Below are 20,461 nucleotides of genomic sequence, written 5' to 3'. Positions count from 1 at the left end.
CGGACAAATTCGATGCTGGAGCTGCAAGCTGGCGGTCTGGAGGCCGTGGTCATTCCCGAGATCGGCGGCATCGTCTCGCGCCTGATCTGGACCGGGCCCGACGGACGCCGGCACGACATTCTGCGCCCGCCGGCGAGCGAGCCCTCGATCGCCTCCCCCAATTTCTTCGGCAGCTGGGCCATGCTCCCCTTTGCCAACCGGGCCTTCGGCAGCGTCATCGATGACGGCGAGCGCCGCTTCGAGGTTCCGGCCAATGATCCGGCCGGCACCATCCATGGCTTCGGCTGGCAGTCGGTCTGGGAGGTGCTGCGGTATGACCGCGGTCATACCCTCCTCGAGCATCGACGCGCGGAGGGGCCTGACCCCTATCGTTACCGCGCCCGCCAGGAGATTGTCCTGGACGAAGCCGGGATGACCATCCGCCTCTCGATCGAGAACGCGGCTGAAACGGCACTACCCTTCGGGATCGGTCACCATCCCTGGTTCCCCTGCGCGGCCGATACGCGACTGGCGATGCGGGCCTCCGGCGCGCTGATCTTCGGCGAAGCCTTTCGCGCCACGGGGCAGGAGGCTTTTATGCAGGGCGGTCCCTTTGTCGATCCGCACCCGTTCCGTTCCGGGTCCGTAACGGCTTGGAGCTTCCTCGGCTGGGACGGCCTTGCCCGGATCGAGACGCCCTCTACCGGGCTCGCCGTGACGCTGACGGCGAGCGAAAGCCTGAACTGCCCTGTCGTCTGGGCGCCGGCCGGAGCGGATTTCCTCTGTGTCGAGCCGCAGAGCCATGCCATCGGCGCGCCGAGCGAGCCGGCGGCACGGGCGGCTGCGCCGTTAAAGCGCCTTGCGCCCGGCGAGGCCTTGGAGGGTTGGCTCAGGATCGTGCCGGAAGCGCTCTAGCTTTCGGCGCCGGCTCAGCGCCAGCCATAGCCGCTGGGATAGTAGGGCTGATAGCCATAGGCATTGGCGGGCAGGGCGGGCCGCAGCAGGATCTGGCCGCGCGCCGCCTCCCAGCCATTGCCCTGGCGCTGCTGCGCGATCGTGCTGTCCTGGCCGCGATGCTTCGCCTTGGCAAACGTCTGCCTGGAGGGCGCGGCCTTGGCGAACTTGGCCTTCGAGGTTGCGGACGCCTTGGCGAAGCGCGAGAGGTTGTCGGTCGCAGCGCCGTTCAGAGCGATCCGGGTCTGGCCGGCACCGTACTTCTTGACCAGCGCGAACAGCTTGGCGGCATTGGCGGGATGCAGCCGGATGCAGCCATGCGAAGCCGGGCGGCCAAGCGCGCCGACCGCTGTCGTGCCGTGGATGGCGTAGCCGCCGCGGAAGAACACCGCGTAGGGCATCGCTCCGCCATATTTGCGCGAATACCAGCTCCTCTCGAGGCGGGTCGGCCGATACACGCCGTTGGGCGAGCGGAAACCGCTGCGACCGGAGGAGATCTTCCAGTCATAGACCTCGCCTGCGCCGGTGGTGACCTTCATGCGCTGGCCGGCGATGTCGACCCTGACGTCGACACCGGCCTGCGCCTGTGCGGCGCCGAGCATGGACAGGAACAAGACGGCCAAGATGCCGAGAACGCGACGCATCGCCCGAACTCCGAAGACGCTACTGCTGAGCGGGCGTTCGTGAGGCTCTGGCGGCCATCGCCCTTGACCCTAGGAAAGCGCGGGCGACGGAGCCTGTAAAGTGGGAAGGCGGAACGTGGTTTCCGGCACCGATCAAATCATTGGCAGGGAATGCGGTTTGCGGCCGCGCGGAAAGGCGGCGTCGATGCGGGCGATGTCGGCCTCCGCGAGGGCAAGATGCAGCGCTCCGGCATTGTCTTCGACATGGCTGACCCTGCCCGCCTTCGGGATAGCGAAGATGCTCGATCGCTGCGTGAGGAAGGCGAGCGCGACCTGCCGTGGCGTCGCGCCATGAGCCGTGGCGATCTCGGCGAGGACCTTGCCCTGTGCGCTGCCGGAGACCGGGAAATCGTCATGGCCGAAGGGGCTGTAGGCGGTGACGGCGACGCCGTGCCGCTCGCACCATGGGATCACCGCGTGCTCGATGGCGCGCTCGCGCAGATGGTAGAGCACCTGGTTGCAGGCGATCCTGCCATTGCCGGCAGCGGCGAGTGCCTCGTCGAGATCGTCCTCGTCGAAATTGCTGACGCCCCAGGACAGGATCTTGCCTTCCTGCTTCAGCGCCTCGAAGGCGGCGAAGGTATCGGCCAATGGATGCGGACCGCGCCAGTGCAGCAGGTAGCAGTCGAGCCTGTCGGTCCTGAGATGTTTGAGCGAGCGCTCGCAGGCGGCGCGCACCCCCAGCCGCGAGGCGTTGTGGGGCAGCACCTTCGAGACCAGGAAGACCTCGTCGCGCCGGCCTTCGATGGCTTCGCCGATCAGCGCTTCGGAGCGCCCGTCGCCATACATTTCGGCGGTGTCGATATGATCGAGCCCGAGATAGAGCCCGCGCCGGAAGGCGGTGATCGCCTCGCGCCGGTCGCCCTGTTCGCTGTACCAGCTGCCCTGGCCGATGACGGAAACGGTCGGCCCCGCGGCTCCGAAGCTGCGCTTCATGACGCTCTCCCCTGATGCTGGAGCGGAATTTGAGCCTGAGTAGACCTCGACCCCAACTGCGCATGGCGGATCGAGCCGTCACTATCGCGCGCGCCGAAGCTGTCGGGCCCGCGACAGCCGGGCTTGCCGTCGCCGCACTGCTCAGGTCGGCGGGGTTCCATTGGCCGAGAGAACCTCGCCGGCGAGATAGAGCGAGCCGCAGATCAGGATGCGGGGCGGTGCCGGCCAGTCGCGCGCCGCGATCGTCCTGAGCGCCTGCTCGACGGAGCCGGAGACTTCGGCCGCGAGGCCGGCGCCACGGGCGGCATCGGCAACCTCCTCGGCCGGGCGTGCGGCCAGCGAGTTCTGGATCGGCACGGCATAGAGCGCCTGAGCCAGCCCCTTGAAATGGCCGAGCGTGGCGGTTGCGTCCTTGGTCGAGAGCAGGCCGGCGATCATCACCAGCGGCGCCGGGTTGCGGTCGGCGAGATCGGCCATGGCCTGGGCCAGCACGCGCCCGCCATCGGGGTTGTGGCCGCCGTCGAGCCAGAGTTCGGCGCGTTCCGGCACGATCTCGGCGAGGCGCCCGCGCGCCAGCCGCTGCAGCCGCGCCGGCCAGTCGGCATTGCGCATGCCTTCCTCGAAAACATGGGCAGGCAGGGCGCCATAGCCAGCCGCACGCAGCGCCGCGATCGCGGTTCCGGCATTGATGTGCTGATGCCGCCCGGCCAATCGCGGCAGCGGCAGGTCGAGCAATCCGTCCTGATCCTCATAGACCAGCCGCCCGCCGGCTTCATGGACATTGAAGTCCTGCGCGCCGATCATGATCTTGGAAGCGCCGGCCCGTTCGGCTGCGGCTTCGAGAACCGCGGTCGGCTCCGGTTCCTGCGGCGCGATCACCGCCGGCGCGCCGCGCTTGAAGATGCCGGCCTTCTCGCCTGCGATCTTGGTGACGGTGTCGCCGAGATATTCGGAATGGTCGAGCGAGACCGGCGTCACCACCGTGCAGGCCGGGTGCGCGATGACATTGGTCGCGTCGAAGCGCCCGCCGAGCCCGACCTCCAGCAGCAGCACATCGGCGGGGTTCTCGGCGAACAGCAGAAGGCCCGCCGCCGTCGTCATCTCGAAGAAGGTGATGGGGTCGCCGGCATTGATGGCCTCGCAGCGCTGCAGCGCCTCGACGAGCGTGTCCTCGTCGACGAAGCGCCCGCCACCCGGCGCGCCGAGCCGGATGCGCTCATGGAAGCGCACCAGATGCGGCGAGATGTAGACATGGACGGAGAGGCCCGCAGCCTCGAGGATCGCCCGCATGAAGGCGATGGTCGAGCCCTTGCCGTTGGTGCCGGCGACATGGATCACCGGCGGCAGGCGCTTGTGCGGATCGCCCAGCCGCTCCAGCAAGGTGAGGATGCGGCCGAGCGAGAGGTCGATCAGCTTGGGGTGCAGCGCCATGAAGCGCGCCAGCAGCGTGTCGGAAGACCCCATGATGAGACCGCTCCCGGCCTAGAGCATTTTCAAGCGAAGTGCGTACCGGTTCGCTTGAAGAGAATGCAGAAAATAAAAGGCTAAAGCAGATTCGCGGTTCGGAGAAACGCGGTTCTGCTCTGGAACCGTCAGACCGCTTCGGCCACCGGGCGTGCGGGCGCGGCCAGGGCCGGCTCGCTCTTTACGGCCGGCTGCTTCGTCAGCAGGCGGCCGAGACGGGCGAGTGTCTCCGGGATGTCGCGGCGATGCACGACCATGTCGACCATGCCGTGATCCTTGAGATATTCCGAGCGCTGGAAGCCTTCCGGCAGCTTCTCGCGGATGGTCTGCTCGATCACGCGCGGCCCGGCAAAGCCGATCAGCGCGCCGGGCTCGGCGATGTGGATGTCGCCCAGCATGGCGTAGGAGGCGGTGACGCCGCCGGTGGTCGGGTTGGTCAGCACCACGAAATAGGGCAGGCCGGCTGCGCGCAGGCGGCGCACCGCGACGGTCGTCCGCGGCAGCTGCATCAGCGAGAGGATGCCTTCCTGCATGCGCGCGCCGCCGGAGGCCGCGAAGACGACATAGGGGGTTTTCTTTTCCAGCGCGGTCTCGGCCCCTTTCACGAAGGCCTCGCCGGCGGCCATGCCGAGCGAGCCGCCCATGAAGTGGAAGTCCTGCACGGCGACCGTCATCGGCAGACCCTTGACCCGGCCATAGCCGATCTTGAAGGCGTCCTGCGCGCCGGTCTTGGCGCGCGCGTCTTTCAGCCGGTCGACATAGCGCTTCTCGTCGCGGAACTTCAGCGGATCGACGGCAACCTCGGGCAGCGCGACGTCGAGCCATTTGCCGTCGTCGAAGGTCAGCCGCAGCCGTTCCGGCGCGGTGACGCGCATATGGTGCTCGGAGCCGGGGATGACGTAGCCATTGGCCTCGACATCCTTGTGGAACACCATCTGCCCGGAATCGGGGCATTTGACCCAGAGGTTCTCCGGGGTCTCGCGCTTGAACAGCGTCTTGATGCGCGGCCGGACGACTTCGGAAATCCAGTTCATCGGATGAATCCCTGATGGGCTTTCGGCGGAGGCTTTCTGGGCCTTGGCGCCGTCACGCCGAAAAATGGGGTCGCGCCTGCCGGCGGGCAAGCGACGCGACTGTTGAACGAAACCGGCCTCAGGCCGCCTTGGCCGCCGAGCGGACGCCCTGGGCGAGTTCGCTGACCAGCGAGGTGACAGCCGAAACCGTCTTTTCCGTGGCCTTGCCCTCGCTGTCGAGCGACAGCCGGACGCGCTCCACAAGCGCCGAGCCGACGACGACGCCGTCCGCGCTCTTGGCGATGGTGGCGGCGTCAGTCGCGGTCTTCACGCCGAAGCCGACCGCGACGGGCAGGTCGGTATGGCGCTTGATGCGGGCAACGGCATCGCCGACCGCGCCGTAATCGGCAATGGCGCCGCCGGTCACGCCGGTCATTGAGACGTAGTAGACGAAGCCCGAGGTGTTCTGCAGCACCTTGGGCAGGCGCTTGTCGTCGGTCGTCGGCGTGGCCAGGCGGATGAACGAGACGCCGGCCTTGAGCGCCGGCAGGCAGAGCTCCTCGTCCTCTTCAGGCGGCAGGTCGACGACGATGAGGCCGTCGACGCCGACGCGGCGCGCCTCGGTCAGGAAGGCTTCGACGCCATAGACGTAGATCGGATTGTAGTAGCCCATCAGCACGATCGGCGTGTCGTGCCCGGCCTTGCGGAAGCTCTCGACCATTGCGAGCGTCTTCCTGAGGGTCTGACCGGCCTTGAGCGCGCGCTGCCCGGCGAGCTGGACCGGCACGCCGTCCGCCATCGGATCGGTGAAGGGCACGCCGAGCTCGATCACGTCGGCGCCGGCTCCGGGAAGCGCCCCGAGAATGGCGCTCGCCGTCGCGAAATCGGGGTCGCCGGCCGTGACGAAGGTCACGAGCGCTGCTCGCCCCTCGCGGGCGCAGGCCTGGAAGCGGTTCTGGATGCGGGTCTGGCCGGTCTCTGTCATGCGCCTGCGGTTAGCATGGGAAGGGCTGGCTGGCGAGTGGCTTGCGCGCGGCGCGAGCCTGCGCCACATCGGCCGGGCATGCGCGCCTTCGACACCGCCCTCCCGATCGATGCCGTTCTCGGCGACCTCGCAGCCGCCCTGCGGGCGCGGCCGAACGCCGTGCTCGTCGCCCCGCCCGGCGCGGGCAAGACCACGCGCGTGCCGCTCGCGCTGCTCGACGAGCCCTGGACCAGGGGCGGCAAGCTGATCGTGCTCGAGCCGCGGCGGCTGGCGGCGCGCGGTGCCGCAAACCGGATGGCGCAGACTCTGGGCGAACGGGTCGGCGATACCGTCGGCCTGCGCGTGCGTCTCGGCTCCAAGATCGGTCCGAGGACCCGCATCGAGGTCGTCACCGAGGGCGTCTTCGCCCGGATGATCCTCGACGATCCCGCGTTGGAGGGCGTCGCCGCCGTGCTCTTCGACGAGTTCCATGAGCGCTCGCTCGATGCCGACTTCGGGCTGGCGCTGGCGCTCGATGCGCAGGGCGGCCTGCGCGAAGACCTGCGTATCCTCGTCATGTCGGCGACGCTCGACGGTGCGCGTGTCGCGAGGCTGCTTGGCGATGCCCCGGTGATCGAGAGCGAAGGTCGCGCTTATCCGATCGAGACGCGCTATCGCAGCCGAGACCCGCTGAAGCGCATCGAGGATCAGGTCACCGAGACGATCCTACTCGCCCTCAACGAGCAGCCGGGCTCACAGCTCGTCTTCCTGCCCGGGCAGGGCGAGATCCGCCGCGTCGAGGAGCGCCTGCGCGAGAAATTGCGCGACCCCGCCGTCGAAATAGCGCCGCTTTATGGCGCGCTCGACCAGCGCGATCAGGACCGCGCCGTTCTGCCGCCGCCGGCCGGCATGCGCAAGATCGTGCTGGCGACGGCCATCGCGGAGACCTCATTGACTATCGAGGGCGTGCGCGTCGTCATCGATTCCGGCCTCGCTCGCGTGCCGGTCTACGAGCCCGATATCGGCGTGACCCGGCTGGAGACCCGCCGCGTCGGCCGCGCCGCCGCCGACCAGCGCCGCGGCCGCGCCGGCCGCACAGAGCCGGGTGTCTGCTACCGGCTCTGGGAGGAGGCCGCGACCGGCGCACTGGAAGCTTTCGCCCGGCCCGAAATTCTGTCTGCCGATCTGAGCCCATTGCTGCTCGACTGCGCGGCCTGGGGCGTGGCTGATCCGACGACGCTGGCTTTCCTGGATCCACCGCCCGCCACCGCCCTCAAGGAAGCGCGTTCCCTCCTGAGCAATATCGGCGCGCTCGATACCGACAGCCGCATCACGCCGGACGGGCGCGCCTTGCAGGCATTGCCATTGCCGCCACGGCTCGCCCGCATGGTCGTGGCGGCCGCCCGCTTCGGTCAGGCGGACGCCGCGGCCGATCTCGCCGCCGTGCTGGTCGAGCGCGGGCTCGGCGGCGATGCCGTCGATCTCGGTGAAAGACTGGAGCGGTTCAGTCGCGAGCGCGGCGGCCGGGCCGGGGACATGCGCCGCCTCGCCGAAGGCTGGGCACGAACCGCAGAGCGAAGCGCTGAGGACAGGGTCGAAGCAGGCGAACTGCTTTCTGCCGGTCTCCTGCTCGCCTTCGCCTATCCGGACCGCGTCGCCAAAACCCGCTCGCCGGGGTCCGGGCAATATCTCCTCGCCAATGGCCGGGGCGGCGCGCTGGAACCGTCGCAACGTCTGGCGCGCGAACTCTATATCGTCGTCGCGGAAATGACCGGTGCGGCCCAGCAGGCCCGCATCATGGCCGCCGCCGCGATCACCGAGGCCGAGATCGCGACGCTCGTTGGTCACGGGCTCGCGCCTTTCACCATCGCCGAGCGCGAGGAGGCGAATTTCGACCGGACGGCCCGGGCGCTGCGGGTTCGGGCGGTGCGGCGTTATGGCGGGCTCGCCTTGTCCGAGCGGCCGCTCTCCGTCGCGGATACGCTGGGGAATGCCGAGGCGCTGGCCAAGGGCATCGCTTCGCTCGACATCGGTCTCCTGCCCTGGACGAAAGCTCAGAACCAGCTGCGCGAGCGCGCGGCCTTCCTGCGCAAAGCGGAACCGGAGGAAGACTGGCCCGACCTGTCGGATGAGGGGCTTGCGCGAGAGCCTGAACTCTGGCTGGCGCCGCATCTCGTCGGCCGCGCCTCACTCGCTTCGATCCAGCCGTCCGATCTCGATTCGGCCCTGGCGAGCCTGCTGCCCTGGGAGTTGAAGCGCCGGCTCGATGCCGAAGCGCCGACTCATTTCACTGCGCCGACGGGTTCGTCGCTCGCGGTTGACTACGCCGCCGAGGCCGGGCCGACTATTTCAGTTCGGGTGCAGGAGCTCTACGGTCTTGCGACGCATCCTGCATTGGCCGGTGGACGGGTGCCGCTGGTGCTGGAGCTGCTCTCCCCAGCCCATCGCCCGATCCAGGTGACGCGCGACCTGCCCGGTTTCTGGCGCGGTTCCTGGGCAGCGGTGAAATCGGAGATGAAAGGCCGCTACCCCCGCCATCTCTGGCCGGACGATCCCGCCGCCGCGCTGCCGACGACGCGGGCCAAGCCCAGAGGCACCTGAGCGCCAGCGTCATTCTCGGGCGGAGCGAAGCGCGGACCCGAGAAGCTCCGGGCGGGAGGGCGCTGGTTTTCCAGATGCCCGGGTCAAGCCCGAGCATGACGGCGGGCTGCCACGGCGTCGCCTCCCCTCAATTGCCCATGCGGTCGCGCCATTGCCGCTCGCCGGCAAGGCAGGAGGCCGTGTCGCCCGCCTGAGCCCTGTGAACGGTCGCATCGGCCGGCGCCTCGGCGATCTCGCGCAGCAGCTTGGTCTTGGTCGCCTCGACGAACTGGTGCTTCTCGCGGATCGGGATGACGAAGGCGCCGATGCCGGTGACGACGCAGTCCTTGTAGTAGACGTCGAGATTGTCGATGTCGAAATAGCCGGCCTGCTTCAGCATTACCGGCAGGCCGTTGATCGCGATGCCCTTGGCGCCTGCCTCGTCGCGCGCCGCCGTCACTGGCCGCCCGTCATTGTTGGCACCATCGCCGGAGATGTCGATGACGCGCCGTATCGCCGTGACGTTGGCCTGTTCGAGCAATTGCACGCCGAGATCGATCGCGCCGGAGATCGAGGTGCGTCGTCCGCGCCGCGTCGGCGCCTCGCCCAGCTCTTCGGCAAAGGCGACGGCCGCGGCCGGGCCATCGATCACCTTCCATGGCCGCACGACGTATTGGAAGCTGGTGCCCGCCCATTCGAAATAGGTCACGGCGATCTTGCCGATCGCGCCCTTGGCGATCGCGTCATGGAGCTGCTTTGAGCGGAAGGCCTCGATATAGCCGTTGCGCTGCAGGGCAAGCTCGTCGAGGTCCATCGAATAGGAGACGTCGACCGCGAGCACGAGCGCGACATCGACCTCTTCGGGCGGAGCGCCGGCCGTCTGGGCCCGCGGCAGGGCAGGCTGCCAGAGCGCCGCCACTGCCAGACATGAGAGACCGCACAGCCAGCGCCGCATCGCCACCTCCTTCGTCCTGTCGCGGAAAGGAGTGTGCCTCCGGCTGCGATGATCGCCAAGCTGGAAAATCCGGCTGACTGCGCCCGGTTCGATGGCAAATGCGCGAGGAGGAGGGTCTCAGCCGGCGCGGCGCCCTTCGACGATGTCGATGGCGGCCGCGACGGCCTCCTCGACTGTCAGGGCCGAGGTATCGAGCGTGACGGCATCTTCCGCCGCCTTGAGCGGGGCGTCGCTGCGCCCGGAATCGCGGGCGTCGCGCCGGCGGATATCGGCGAGGATGCCGTCGAAGGTCACGGCCTCGCCGCGTCCGGCGAGTTCCTTGTGCCGGCGCGCGGCACGTACTTCGGGCGTCGCGGTGACGAAGAGCTTCGCCGGCGCCTCCGGGCAGATCACCGTGCCGATGTCGCGTCCGTCGAGCACGGCGCCGCCGGTTTGCGCCGCGAAACGCCGCTGCCTTGTGAGCAAGCCGGCGCGCACGGCCGGTACGGCCGCGACAACCGATGCCGCCTCGCCGATCTCGCGGCCACGCAGCCGGTCCTCCGGAAAGGCGGTCTCGTCGAAGCTGCCGACGACCTGCTCTGCCGCCGCGGCGTCGCGGATGTCGTGGCCGGCGTCGAGCATAGCTCGCGCCACCATCCGGTAGAGCAGGCCGGTGTCGAGATAGGGCAGGCGGTAATGGGCCGCGAGCCGGCGCGCCAGCGTGCCCTTGCCGGAGGCGGCAGGGCCGTCGACGGCGATGACGAGGTTGCGCTTGCCGGAGCTCATCCGATCCGGCCTCCGAGGCCGTTCATCAGGGAGACGAAGCTCGGGAAGCTCGTCGCGATCATCAGCCCGTCATCGACCACGACCGGCTCCTGGGTCGCGAGGCCCATGACGAGGAAGCTCATCGCGATGCGGTGGTCGAGATGGGTCGCGATCGGGCCGCCGCCACGCACGGGCGCGCCGCCCGAGCCTTCTACGATCAGATCGTCACCCTCGATGGCGCAGGTGACGCCTGCCGCCTTCAGCCCGACCTCCACCGCCGCGAGGCGATCCGATTCCTTGACGCGCAGCTCCTGCAATCCGCGCATCCGCGTGGTGCCGTGAGCGAAGGACGCGGCCACCGCCAGCACCGGGTACTCGTCGATCATCGATGGAGCGCGCTCGGGCGGCACGGTCACGCCCTTCAGGCTCGAGGCTCGCACGCGCAGGTCGGCGACCGTCTCGCCGCCCTCATTGGCCTCGCGCTCGATGGTGATTTCGGCGCCCATCTCAAGCAGCGTCGTCAGCAGGCCCGAGCGCAGCGGATTGGTCATCACGCTTTCGATCAGGATGTCGGAGCCCGGCACGATCAAGCCCGCGACCAGCGGGAAGGCGGCGGAGGAGGGATCAGCCGGCACCATGATCGGCGCCGCCTGCAGCTCGGGCTGGCCCTTCAGCACGATGCGCCGGCCATGTTCGCCCTCCGGCGTCACGATGATTTCGGCACCGAAATGAGTGAGCATCTTCTCGGTATGGTCGCGCGTCGCTTCCGCCTCGATCACGGTCGTCTCGCCCGGCGCGGCCAGGCCGGCGAGCAGCACGGCCGACTTGATCTGCGCCGAGGCGACCGGCGGGCGATAGACGATCGGGATCGTCTCCTTCGGCCCGCGCAGGGTCAGGGGCACGCGCCCGCCCTCCTGCTGCGAGACGACGACCGTGCCCATCTGCTCGAGCGGGTCGAGGATACGCCGCATCGGCCGCTTGCGCAGCGAGGCGTCGCCATCGAAGGTCGTGGTGATCGGATGCGAGCCGCAGACGCCCATCATCAGCCGCGAGCCGGTGCCGGCATTGCCGAAATCGAGCACATCAGCCGGTTCGCGCAGGCCCCCGACGCCGACACCCTGCACACGCCACGTCCCCGGGCCATCGTGATGGACGATCGCGCCGAGCGCCCGCGCTGCAGCGGCAGTGCGCATCACGTCCTCGCCTTCGAGCAGGCCGATGACCTTGGTTTCGCCGATCGCCAGCAGGCCGAAGATCATCGCCCGGTGCGAGATCGACTTGTCGCCGGGCACCCGGACCCGGCCCTTGAGCGGGCCTTCTGCGCGGGCGGTGACGGGGACGGGTTCGTGGTCGTGGGACACGGGGTCGGGGTCTCTGCGCTCCGGAAGCAACGTATGCGTGCCCGCCTCGAGCACGCGCCGATCGGATTGCCATGCAACCTGATCGGATCACGCGTTCTCTATCGGTATGTGAGAGACGGATTCACCGATCAGGTTGCTTCAACCTGACCGGATTCGGCTCTAGCACGCTGGCGCAAGCCGCGCCAATGCGCGGTCGCGCCGTCGCCTGACGGGCGGTTGAAACGGTTCCGCTCTTGCGCGCAGTTGCCGCATAGATCAAATCAGCATTTGACAGCGCGGCGCGCCCCGACTAACGGACGCGCCTGCTTTTCAGAACATGATGATTGAAGGGTCCGACGCAGTGGCGAAACCGGAACTCGGAACGAAGCGCGTTTGCCCGGTCACGGGGCGCAAGTTCTATGATTTGAACAAGGATCCCATCGTCTCGCCCTATACGGGGCAGGCGTATCCGCGGACGATGTTCGAGCCGCAGGCCAAGGCGCCTAGCAAGCCGGCGGCCGAAGAGGAGGAGGAGACCGAGGTTGCCGATGGCGCGGTCGAGATCGTCTCGCTCGACGAAGCCGATGCGGAAGCGTCGGAGAAGGACGCCGTCGTCACGACCGAGGACGACATCGAGGTCGAAGACGACATCGGCGCTGAGGACGACGACACCTTCCTCGAGGAAGATGAGGAAGGCGACGACGACGTTTCCGACCTGATCGACGGGGATATCGAGGGCGACGAGGACAACTGATCCACAGCCTCGAAAAAAGATGACGACAAGGCGACATTAAGCGCTTGTGTCTTCAGCCCGGGCCGCCTATAGACCGCTGCGTCGCTGGACGGCGGCCCGGACGGAACCACCGAGGTGGTTCGAAAGATCCGGTTTTGACGGCCGAATCCCAACTCGGTCGTCGCGTGTGGGGCCATAGCTCAGTTGGGAGAGCGCTTGAATGGCATTCAAGAGGTCGGCGGTTCGATTCCGCCTGGCTCCACCAAATCACTATTCATCAGCATTGGTAGATGACCGAAGCCAGCCCTTATCCGGCTGGCTTTTGCGTTCTTGAGGCCGCGGCCATGTCGCAGTCCTGTCCGAAGCCGACCTCATCCAGAGAGCGGCAAACGTGGCACGACGGTCACACCAGCCGTGATCCGGTCGTCGCTCCTCGAAAGCCGTCTCGTGATCGCCGCGATGCTCGCCGCGTCCGCCTTCGCTCAGGCAGGTGCCGCCCGACGCAGGAAACGCGATCCAATCTGATGCAGCCGGGCAGCCGGACCGATTCGCCGATCCCTTGATCGCCCTTCTCGCCATGTCGGTCTTCGCGATGGCGATGACCGTACTCTTCGCCCTCCTGCCGAGATTGGAACCGCGTGCCAGCAATCTCGCTCGCTCCGCCTCGGCCCATGCGGCGACATGGCGGGCGGCAGAATCCGGTGCACTGAAGCGGGCTTCGGGTTGGTTAGGCAACCCTATCGAAGCACCACCACTTTCGTGCCGAGCCGGACGCGGTCGTAGAGGTCCATGACGTCGCGGTTGGTCATGCGGATGCAGCCGGAGGAGACCGCCGCGCCGATCGTGTCGGGCTCGTTGGAGCCGTGGATGCGGTAGAGGCTCGATCCGAGATAGATCGCGCGCGCGCCAAGTGGATTATCCATGCCGCCGGCCATATGGCGCGGCAGATCCGGGCGGCGCTTGAGCATCTGCGCCGGCGGCTGCCAATCCGGCCATTCGCGCTTCATCGAGACCGTCTTGGTGCCGGCCCAGCTGAAACCCTGCCGCCCGACGCCGACGCCGTAGCGCAGCGCCTGGCCTCTGCCGAGGACGTAGTAGAGACGCCGCTGGCTCGTCGAGATCACTACCGTACCGGGAGGCTGCTGGCCGCTCCACGGCACGACCTGGCGCGGAATCGGCTGTTCGCTGAAGATGTTGAGGAAATCCGCGAGGCCGCGGCTGAGTGCATTGCTATAGGCATGAGCCGGCCCTGAAAGAGCGAGAAGCCCGGCAGCGAGAATGATGGCGCGTAGCATGGTGATCCCTGCGGCGCCCCCCGCTTCGGATTTAAAGAGAAGACGGAAAACGAGGTCAAGGCTGACCGGCGGCCGGTCGGCCAGGATCACGTGTCGCGGTCTTCCCGTGCTGCGGCTGCCGCTGTTTCAGTGGATCAGCTCGATCATGCCGACGACGACGGGCCCCATCAGCGGCAGCAGCACGTTCGAGATCGCATAGGTCACGGTGTAGCCGATCACAGGCGTCGAATTGCCTGCAAGAGAGACCAGCGCGCTGATCGAAGGCGTGCTGCAATGCTGGCCGGCGATCGCCCCGAGCAGGATCGGTGCCTCGATCTTCAGGAGATGGTGGCCGATATAGAGAGAGATCAGGCCCGGTACGGCCGAAACCAGGATCGACAGCACCGGCAGCATCAGCCCGTATTGCTTGAGCAGCGCGAGGGCGTCCGGGCCGACGGAGAGGCCGATGGCCGCGATGAAGGTCGCCAGGCCGAAATCCTTCATGAACTCGGCCGCTGCGGGCGGAATGGCGCCGAGGAGTGGGCGGTGCATGTGCACCCAGCCGAAGACGAGCCCCGAGATCAGGGCGCCACCGCCTGTGCCGAGCGTCAGATTGAGCGGACCGACCTGAATCGCGAGTTCGCCCAGCAGGAGGCCGGCGACGACGCCGAGACCGAGCATGACGAAATCCGTCGCCGACGTTGTCGGCAGCATATGACCCAGTTCGGTCGCCGCGCGCGTGATCGCATCCTCGGATCCATAGAGCGTCAGGATATCGCCCTGCTCCAGCACGGTGCCGGGCAGGGCCGGGATGCTCTGGCCGAGGCGCCGCACGCGGGAAATGAAGACCCCCCGCCGCTGCTCGTCGCTGGCGAGCCGGCGCAGGTCGCGGATGCGCAGGCCGGTCACCTCGCGGCGCACAAGCACGACCTGACGCTCGACCAGGGGGACATTGTCGCCGGCCGGCATCGGCACCTCGGCGCCGAAGCGCTCGCTGACCGCGATGACCGAGCGACGACGGCCGATGATCAGAACGACGTCATCGGGCTCGATCTGGGTTTCCGGCGTCGCCTTGATGAACCCCGAGCTGCGCCCGACCTGTTCGATCGTGACGACGCCATTGACGCTGCTTTCGAAGGCGCCGACCGTGCTGCCGCTGACGGGGCCGGCACGGAAGGCACGCGAGACGATCTCGGGGACGCCGTTCTCCGTGCCGTTGTCGCCCTCCGCCCCAAGCTGCTGCGCCAGCGCCGTGGCCTCCTTGCGCAGATCGATCCCGAGCAGAAGCGGGGCGATCTGCGTCGTAAAGACCACGATGGCGACGAGCCCGAACAGATAGGTGACGCTGTAGGCGGTGGCCATATTGGCCTGCAGCCGGGAAATCTCGGCCGCTGGCAGGGCCAGGCGCGAGATTGCGTCGGAAGCCGTGCCGAGCACTGCCGATTCCGTCGCCGCGCCCGCGAACAGGCCCGAAGCCGTGCCCGCATCCAGATTGAACAGCAGCACGGCGACCGCGACCAGGGCCAGCACCGTCGCGACCTCGACGAAGGAGAGGACGCCGTAGCGCAGTCCGCCGCGGATATTGTTGAAGAACTGCGGCCCGGCGGTGAAGCCGAGCGCATAGATGAAGAGCGCGAAGGCGACGTTCTTCAGATCCGGGCTGATCGTCACCCCGAATTGCCCGAGGGCGAGGGCAACGAACAAGGTCCCGCAGACGCCGCCGACCTGGACGGGCCCCACCCTGATCTTGCCGATGAGATAGCCGAGAGCCAGCGAAATGAAGAGGGCGACGACGGGCTGTGTAACAAATGACACGGCGACACCCGGCTCGGAGGACGGAGGTTCCCAGATTATTAGCGTCGTTTGAATTCGCAAGCGGTCGCGTTGGAATGCGCGCGCCCCACTGGCGTCCGGCATCAGAGTGTGAATCATTTGGGCGCGGCGGCGCAAAATTTCTGCCGGGCACACCCTTGCAGATATTTTAAGCTTGAAACATTATGCTCCGGCGCGAGCCATAGAAGTCCAAGGGAACCCGGCCGCGCCCCCTTTTCGCTCGTTCGTCCCGGGAGGGTATCGATGACGACACTCAAATTCGCACTCGCGCTGGGTTGCGGGGCGCTGGCATTCTCTATTGCATCCGCACACGCGCAGGAGCCGATGAAGATCGGTGTGGTCAGCGTGTTGACCGGCCCCGGGGCGGCGCTCGGCCAGCAGGTCCGCGACGGCTTCCAGCTCGCGGTCGACAAGAACGGCGGCAAGCTCGGCGGCGTGCCGGTCAAGATCACGGTGATCGATGACGAGCTGAAGCCCGACGTCGCGGTCGACCGGGTGCGCAGCTATGTCGAAAGCGAGAAGCCGGCCTTCGTCGTCGGCCCGGTCTTCTCGAACATCCTTGGCGCCATCGCCAAGCCCGTGCTCGATTCCGGTGCCTTCCTGATCAGCCCGAATGCCGGCCCCTCCACCATGGCCGGCAAGGCCTGCAACAAGAATTTCTTCGTCACCTCCTACCAGAACGATCAGGTGCACGAGGTCCTCGGCAAATACGCGCAGGACCAGAAATACAAGACCGCCTACATCATCGCGCCGAACTACCAGGCCGGTAAAGACTCGCTCGCCGGCTTCAAACGCTATTTCAAGGGCGAGATCGTCGACGAGGTCTATGCGCCGCTGAACGCGCTGGATTTCTCGGCTGACCTCGCCAAGATCGCCTCGACGAAGCCCGACGTCGTCTTCGCCTTCCTCCCCGGCGGCCTCGGCGTCAACTTCGTCAAGCAGTGGTCGCAGGCCGGGCTGCAGGGCAAGATCCCCTTCCTCTCCGCCTTCACGGTCGATGAATCGACCCTGCCGGCGCAGCAGGATGCGGCGGTCGGGCTCTATGGCGGCATGACCTGGGCGCCCAATATGGACAACCCGCAGACCAAGGCGTTCGTCCAGGCCTATGAAGCCGCCTATAAGATCGTGCCGGGTTCCTACGCCCAGCAGGCCTATGATGCGGCGATGCTGATCGATTCGGCCGTGAAGGCGGCCGGCGGCACCGGAAATCCCGACAAGCTGCGCGACGCCATCAAGAAGGCTGACTTCACCTCGCTGCGCGGCAAGTTCAAGTTCAACACCAACGGCTATCCGATCCAGGACTTCTACCTCGTCAAGGTCGCCAAGCGCGCCGACGGTAAGTTCCAGACCGAGATCGCGGAAAAGGTGTTTGCCGACTATGCCGATCCGCACGCCAAGGATTGCGCGCTGAAGTGACGCGAAGCGTCATCCTCGGGCGAAGCGAAGCTTCGACCCGGGGATCTCTTCGTCACGAGATGCTCGGGTCAGGCCCGAGCATGACGTCTCATGACCGGCCCTGACGTAGGACCGCGCGATGACCACGAGCCTCCTGATCGTCCAGCTCCTGAACGGCCTCCAGTTCGGCATCCTGTTGTTCCTGGTCGCCGCCGGCCTGACGCTGGTCTTCGGCGTGATGGACTTCATCAACCTCGCCCATGGCGTCCAGTATATGCTGGGCGCCTATCTCGCCGTCACCTTCGTCGGTCTGACCGGCTCCTTCATGCTCGGGCTCGTGCTGGCGCTCGCGGCGGCGCTGCTACTAGCGTTGGCCTTCGAGTTCCTGGTCTTCCGCCACCTCTATGAACGGGACCATCTCGATCAGGTGCTGGCGACCTTCGGGCTGATCCTGCTGCTGAACCAGGCGGTGAAGATGATCTGGGGCGCGGCGCCGCTCTCGGTGCCGGTGCCGGAATTCCTCTCAGGCAACGTCCGGCTGCTCGGCGACGTCCTCTATCCCGTCTACCGCTTCGCCCTGATCGCGGCTGGCTTGGGCGTCGGCGCATTGCTCTGGTTCGTCGTCGAGAAGACCCGGACCGGCATGCTGTTGAGGGCAGGGGCCTCGAACGCGCCGATGGTCTCCGCGCTCGGCGTCGACATCCGCAAGCTGTTCATGATCGTCTTCGCCTTCGGCACAATGCTCGCCGGTTTTGCCGGGGTGATGGCGGCGCCGATCCTCTCCGTCGAGCCCGGCATGGGCGACACCGTGCTGATCCTTGCCTTCGTAGTCATCGTCGTCGGCGGCATCGGCTCGATCCGCGGTGCGTTCGTCGGGGCGCTGATCGTGGGCCTCGTCGACACGCTCGGCCGCTCCTTCATGAACGATTTGCTGCGGTTGTTCATGGCGCCGGCCTCGGCGCGGGCGACCGGGGCGGCCCTCTCCTCGATGCTGATCTATCTGGTGATGGCGGCCGTGCTGTTCGTGCGGCCGGAGGGGCTGCTGCCGGCCAAGGGGCGCTCATGAGCGCGGTTACGACGCCTTCGGCCATCGGGCCCCCGGCGCTTCCCACCGCCCGCCGGCTGGCGCCGCTCGTCATCCTCGGCCTACTGGCGCTATTGCCGATCGCGACCGCGCTCGGCCTGCCCTCGCATTGGCTGACGCTGGTGACGCGGGCGATGATCTTCGCGATCGCGGCGCTTTCGCTTGATCTCATTCTCGGCGTCGGCGGTCTCGTCTCCTTCGGCCACGCGGCCTTCATTGGCATCGGGGCCTATGGCGCGGGCATCCTAATCACCGAAGGCCAGACCGAACTGCTGGTCGCGTTGCCGCTGATCCTCATCGTCTGCGGCATCTTCGCGGCCGTCACCGGCTATGTCTCGCTGCGCACGCGCGGCGTCGCCTTCATCATGATCACGCTCGCCTTCGGTCAGATGGCCTTCTATTTCGCCCAGGCGCTTTCGGCCTATGGCGGCGATGACGGGCTGACGCTCTACGAGAAGAGCACGTTCCTGGGGCGGGAGATCTTCGCCAACCGCACCGACTTCTACTACATCGCGCTCGGCACGCTGGCGGTCTGCTACTGGCTGGCGCGCCGGCTGGTCGCCTCGCGCTTCGGCCGCGTGCTCAGGGCGTCTCGAGAGAACGCCGTGCGCGTCACGGTGACCGGCTATGATGTCGGTCATGTCCGGCTCGCCGCCTATGTGATCAGCGGCATGATGGCGGGGGTCTCCGGCTTCCTGCTCGCCAACCAGACCGATTTCGTCAGCCCGGCCTTCATGTCCTGGCAGCGCTCGGGCGAATTGATCTTCATGGTCGTGCTCGGCGGCGTCGGCTCGCTCTATGGCGCGATCGTCGGCGCCATCGCCCTTCTGGCCGTGGAGGATGTGCTGTCATCGCTGACCCAGAACTGGAAGGCGATCTACGGCCCGCTGATCGTGCTTTTCGTGCTGTTCACCCGTGGGGGCATCGCCGGCCTCATCGCCAAGCGCAAAGGGCCCGGCAATGGCTGAACCGGCGCTCGCACTGAAGGGGCTCGCCAAATCCTTCGGCGCGCTCAAGGTCACCAACGGGGTCGACCTCACCATCGCGCCGGGCGAGCTCCATGCGTTGATCGGCCCCAACGGCGCCGGCAAGACGACGCTCGTCCATCAGATCTCCGGCACGCTGCGGCCGGACAGCGGCGCTATCCTGTTCGGCGGCACGGACATCACCCGCCTGCCGCCGCAAAAGCGGGCGCAAGCGGGGCTCGCCCGCACTTTCCAGATCACCTCGACCATCGCCTCGCTCTCGGCGCTGGAGAATGTCGCGCTCGGCGTGCAAGCGCGCAGCGCTCATCCGCTCTCGCTGTTCCGCGACGCGGCGCGTGACGAGGCGCTCAACGCACCCGCCTGGGAGGCTCTGGAGGCGGTCGGTCTCGCGGGTCGCGCCCATGCGCCCGCCGGCAGCCTGTCCCATGGCGAGAAGCGCGCGCTGGAGATCGCGATGGCGCTGACGCTGGAACCGAAGCTCATCCTGCTCGACGAACCCCTGGCCGGCGTCGGCCATGAGGAGGGCGAGCGGCTGATCGCTCTTTTGAAGAGCCTCAAGGGTCGCTTCGCCATGCTGCTGGTCGAGCACGACATGAGCGCCGTCTTCGCGCTCGCCGACCGCGTCACCGTGCTGGTCTATGGCGGCGTGATCGCCTCGGGCGAGCCGGCGGCGGTCAGGGCCGACCCTGCCGTGCGGCAGGCCTATCTCGGCGAGGAGGGCTAGCGATGCTCAGCGTCGAAGGGCTCGATGCCGGCTATGGCGAAGCGCAGATCCTGTTCGGCGTCTATCTCGCTGTCGGCGAAGGCGAGGTGGTGACGCTGCTCGGCCGCAACGGCATGGGCAAGACCACGACGGTGCGCGCCATCATGGGGCTGTTGCCGGCGCGGGCCGGGCGCATCGCCTTCGGCGGCCGCGATCTGACTGGCGCCGCGCCCTTCCGCATTGCGCAGGCCGGCATCGGGCTCGTGCCAGAGGGGCGCCAGATCTTCCCGACGCTCTCGGTCGAAGAGAATTTGATTGCCACTGCGGCCGATCGCTCAGGCAAGAAGCGCTGGGATCTGGAGCGGATCTACGCCTTCTTCCCGCGCCTCAGGGAAAGGCGGGAGAACCGCGGCAATCAGCTCTCCGGCGGCGAGCAGCAAATGCTGGCGATCGGCCGCGCCCTGATGACCAACCCGAAGCTGACCATCCTCGATGAGGCGACGGAGGGGCTCGCACCCCTGATCCGCGAGGAGATCTGGAACTGCCTGACGGCGCTGAAGGCTGAAGGAGAATCGATCCTCGTCATCGACAAGAACGTCGATGCTCTCGTCCGGATCGCCGACCGCCATGTCGTCTTGGAGAAGGGGCGCGTCGTCTGGCGCGGCACCAGCGCGGAGCTACGCAGCGACAGTGCCGTGAAGGATCGCTTCCTGCATTTCTGAGGGCAGAGGACAATCGAGTTTTCGCGTCTCCGGACATCTCACTCACCCGCGCCGTCATCCCGGCCAAGCGGCGTAAGCCGCGCCGAGCCGGGATCCATCGAAGGACGCCGGCGCTCGAC

At 67.4% G+C, this 20,461-nt stretch carries 18 protein-coding genes and 1 tRNA gene; 9 read left to right on the top strand and 10 right to left on the bottom strand.

What is annotated here, in order from left to right; all coding sequences use genetic code 11:
- Positions 1–12: 12 nt before the first annotated feature.
- The gene (locus AC1DE3_RS25210; RefSeq protein WP_476780813.1) at positions 13–894 is read left to right on the top strand and encodes an aldose epimerase family protein; all 882 of its coding nucleotides are present in this window, start codon (positions 13–15) and stop codon (positions 892–894) included.
- 14 nt (positions 895–908) lie between these two features.
- Here the strand turns inward: AC1DE3_RS25210 and AC1DE3_RS25205 are convergent, their stop codons facing one another.
- From AC1DE3_RS25205 to trpA, 5 genes are all read right to left on the bottom strand, one after another.
- Positions 909–1,577: a L,D-transpeptidase gene (locus AC1DE3_RS25205; RefSeq protein ID WP_476780812.1), complete on the bottom strand. Its 669-nt coding sequence runs from the start codon at positions 1,575–1,577 to the stop codon at positions 909–911.
- A 132-nt stretch (positions 1,578–1,709) separates the two neighbouring features.
- Entirely contained in the window at positions 1,710–2,552 is an 843-nt protein-coding gene (locus tag AC1DE3_RS25200) for an aldo/keto reductase (RefSeq protein ID WP_476780811.1), read from the bottom strand.
- 141 nt (positions 2,553–2,693) lie between these two features.
- Positions 2,694–4,016: a bifunctional folylpolyglutamate synthase/dihydrofolate synthase gene (locus AC1DE3_RS25195; RefSeq protein WP_476780810.1), complete on the bottom strand. Its 1,323-nt coding sequence runs from the start codon at positions 4,014–4,016 to the stop codon at positions 2,694–2,696.
- A gap of 128 nt (positions 4,017–4,144) precedes the next feature.
- The gene (gene accD / locus AC1DE3_RS25190; RefSeq protein ID WP_476780809.1) at positions 4,145–5,050 is read right to left on the bottom strand and encodes an acetyl-CoA carboxylase, carboxyltransferase subunit beta; all 906 of its coding nucleotides are present in this window, start codon (positions 5,048–5,050) and stop codon (positions 4,145–4,147) included.
- Between the two features lie 118 nt (positions 5,051–5,168).
- Entirely contained in the window at positions 5,169–6,014 is an 846-nt protein-coding gene (gene trpA, locus AC1DE3_RS25185; RefSeq protein ID WP_476852852.1) for a tryptophan synthase subunit alpha, read from the bottom strand.
- 78 nt (positions 6,015–6,092) lie between these two features.
- Between trpA and hrpB the strand changes: the two genes are divergently transcribed.
- Positions 6,093–8,594 (top strand): ATP-dependent helicase HrpB, encoded by a 2,502-nt coding sequence (gene hrpB / locus AC1DE3_RS25180; RefSeq protein ID WP_476780807.1) that lies wholly within the window; start codon positions 6,093–6,095, stop codon positions 8,592–8,594.
- Positions 8,595–8,721: 127 nt separating this feature from the next.
- Here the strand turns inward: hrpB and AC1DE3_RS25175 are convergent, their stop codons facing one another.
- The 3 genes from AC1DE3_RS25175 to aroA form a co-directional block, all read right to left on the bottom strand.
- Positions 8,722–9,528 (bottom strand): DUF1194 domain-containing protein, encoded by an 807-nt coding sequence (locus tag AC1DE3_RS25175; RefSeq protein ID WP_476780806.1) that lies wholly within the window; start codon positions 9,526–9,528, stop codon positions 8,722–8,724.
- A 117-nt stretch (positions 9,529–9,645) separates the two neighbouring features.
- The gene (gene cmk, locus AC1DE3_RS25170; RefSeq protein WP_476780805.1) at positions 9,646–10,293 is read right to left on the bottom strand and encodes a (d)CMP kinase; all 648 of its coding nucleotides are present in this window, start codon (positions 10,291–10,293) and stop codon (positions 9,646–9,648) included.
- Positions 10,290–11,633 (bottom strand): 3-phosphoshikimate 1-carboxyvinyltransferase, encoded by a 1,344-nt coding sequence (gene aroA / locus AC1DE3_RS25165; RefSeq protein WP_476780804.1) that lies wholly within the window; start codon positions 11,631–11,633, stop codon positions 10,290–10,292. Before aroA ends, cmk begins: the two co-directional genes overlap by 4 nt.
- 340 nt (positions 11,634–11,973) lie before the next feature.
- On the opposite strand from aroA, the gene AC1DE3_RS25160 reads away from it, so the two are divergent.
- Both AC1DE3_RS25160 and AC1DE3_RS25155 read left to right on the top strand, forming a co-directional pair.
- A complete protein-coding gene (locus AC1DE3_RS25160) occupies positions 11,974–12,366 on the top strand; it encodes a TIGR02300 family protein (protein ID WP_441509750.1) in 393 nt (130 codons plus the stop codon).
- A 168-nt stretch (positions 12,367–12,534) separates the two neighbouring features.
- A tRNA-Ala gene (locus tag AC1DE3_RS25155) sits at positions 12,535–12,610 on the top strand.
- A 472-nt stretch (positions 12,611–13,082) separates the two neighbouring features.
- On the opposite strand, the gene AC1DE3_RS25150 is transcribed toward AC1DE3_RS25155, so the two are convergent.
- Together AC1DE3_RS25150 and aspT are read right to left on the bottom strand one after the other, a co-directional pair.
- Positions 13,083–13,640 (bottom strand): L,D-transpeptidase, encoded by a 558-nt coding sequence (locus AC1DE3_RS25150; RefSeq protein WP_476780785.1) that lies wholly within the window; start codon positions 13,638–13,640, stop codon positions 13,083–13,085.
- A gap of 126 nt (positions 13,641–13,766) precedes the next feature.
- Positions 13,767–15,434 carry an aspartate-alanine antiporter gene (gene aspT, locus AC1DE3_RS25145; protein WP_476780784.1) on the bottom strand — a complete coding sequence of 556 codons (1,668 nt, stop codon included), beginning with the start codon at positions 15,432–15,434 and terminating at the stop codon, positions 13,767–13,769.
- A gap of 261 nt (positions 15,435–15,695) precedes the next feature.
- Here aspT and AC1DE3_RS25140 point away from each other — a divergent pair, with 261 nt between their 5' ends.
- From AC1DE3_RS25140 to AC1DE3_RS25120, 5 genes are all read left to right on the top strand, one after another.
- Entirely contained in the window at positions 15,696–16,868 is a 1,173-nt protein-coding gene (locus AC1DE3_RS25140) for an ABC transporter substrate-binding protein (RefSeq protein WP_476780783.1), read from the top strand.
- A gap of 118 nt (positions 16,869–16,986) precedes the next feature.
- Positions 16,987–17,913, top strand: coding sequence for a branched-chain amino acid ABC transporter permease (locus AC1DE3_RS25135; protein WP_476780782.1), 927 nt, complete (start codon positions 16,987–16,989; stop codon positions 17,911–17,913).
- Positions 17,910–18,899: a branched-chain amino acid ABC transporter permease gene (locus AC1DE3_RS25130; protein ID WP_476852851.1), complete on the top strand. Its 990-nt coding sequence runs from the start codon at positions 17,910–17,912 to the stop codon at positions 18,897–18,899. The genes AC1DE3_RS25135 and AC1DE3_RS25130 overlap by 4 nt, the downstream gene beginning before the upstream one ends.
- Positions 18,892–19,641 carry an ABC transporter ATP-binding protein gene (locus tag AC1DE3_RS25125; protein WP_476780780.1) on the top strand — a complete coding sequence of 250 codons (750 nt, stop codon included), beginning with the start codon at positions 18,892–18,894 and terminating at the stop codon, positions 19,639–19,641. The genes AC1DE3_RS25130 and AC1DE3_RS25125 overlap by 8 nt, the downstream gene beginning before the upstream one ends.
- Before the next feature lie 2 nt (positions 19,642–19,643).
- Complete coding sequence (locus AC1DE3_RS25120) at positions 19,644–20,342, top strand: ABC transporter ATP-binding protein (protein ID WP_476780779.1); 699 nt, start codon at positions 19,644–19,646, stop codon at positions 20,340–20,342.
- Positions 20,343–20,461: the final 119 nt, after the last annotated feature.

The organism is Allobosea sp. 10L417 (assembly GCF_056395485.1).
This window is presented reverse-complemented; position numbering and strand designations above follow the sequence as displayed.

Coding starts and splice junctions, on each gene's coding strand:
- AC1DE3_RS25210 (WP_476780813.1), top strand. CDS start 13: ATGCTGGAGCTGCAAGCTGGCGGTCTGGAGGCCGTGGTCATTCCCGAG.
- AC1DE3_RS25205 (WP_476780812.1), bottom strand. CDS start 1,577: ATGCGTCGCGTTCTCGGCATCTTGGCCGTCTTGTTCCTGTCCATGCTC.
- AC1DE3_RS25200 (WP_476780811.1), bottom strand. CDS start 2,552: ATGAAGCGCAGCTTCGGAGCCGCGGGGCCGACCGTTTCCGTCATCGGC.
- AC1DE3_RS25195 (WP_476780810.1), bottom strand. CDS start 4,016: ATGGGGTCTTCCGACACGCTGCTGGCGCGCTTCATGGCGCTGCACCCC.
- accD (WP_476780809.1), bottom strand. CDS start 5,050: ATGAACTGGATTTCCGAAGTCGTCCGGCCGCGCATCAAGACGCTGTTC.
- trpA (WP_476852852.1), bottom strand. CDS start 6,014: ATGACAGAGACCGGCCAGACCCGCATCCAGAACCGCTTCCAGGCCTGC.
- hrpB (WP_476780807.1), top strand. CDS start 6,093: ATGCGCGCCTTCGACACCGCCCTCCCGATCGATGCCGTTCTCGGCGAC.
- AC1DE3_RS25175 (WP_476780806.1), bottom strand. CDS start 9,528: ATGCGGCGCTGGCTGTGCGGTCTCTCATGTCTGGCAGTGGCGGCGCTC.
- cmk (WP_476780805.1), bottom strand. CDS start 10,293: ATGAGCTCCGGCAAGCGCAACCTCGTCATCGCCGTCGACGGCCCTGCC.
- AC1DE3_RS25150 (WP_476780785.1), bottom strand. CDS start 13,640: ATGCTACGCGCCATCATTCTCGCTGCCGGGCTTCTCGCTCTTTCAGGG.
- AC1DE3_RS25140 (WP_476780783.1), top strand. CDS start 15,696: ATGACGACACTCAAATTCGCACTCGCGCTGGGTTGCGGGGCGCTGGCA.
- AC1DE3_RS25135 (WP_476780782.1), top strand. CDS start 16,987: ATGACCACGAGCCTCCTGATCGTCCAGCTCCTGAACGGCCTCCAGTTC.
- AC1DE3_RS25130 (WP_476852851.1), top strand. CDS start 17,910: ATGAGCGCGGTTACGACGCCTTCGGCCATCGGGCCCCCGGCGCTTCCC.
- AC1DE3_RS25125 (WP_476780780.1), top strand. CDS start 18,892: ATGGCTGAACCGGCGCTCGCACTGAAGGGGCTCGCCAAATCCTTCGGC.
- AC1DE3_RS25120 (WP_476780779.1), top strand. CDS start 19,644: ATGCTCAGCGTCGAAGGGCTCGATGCCGGCTATGGCGAAGCGCAGATC.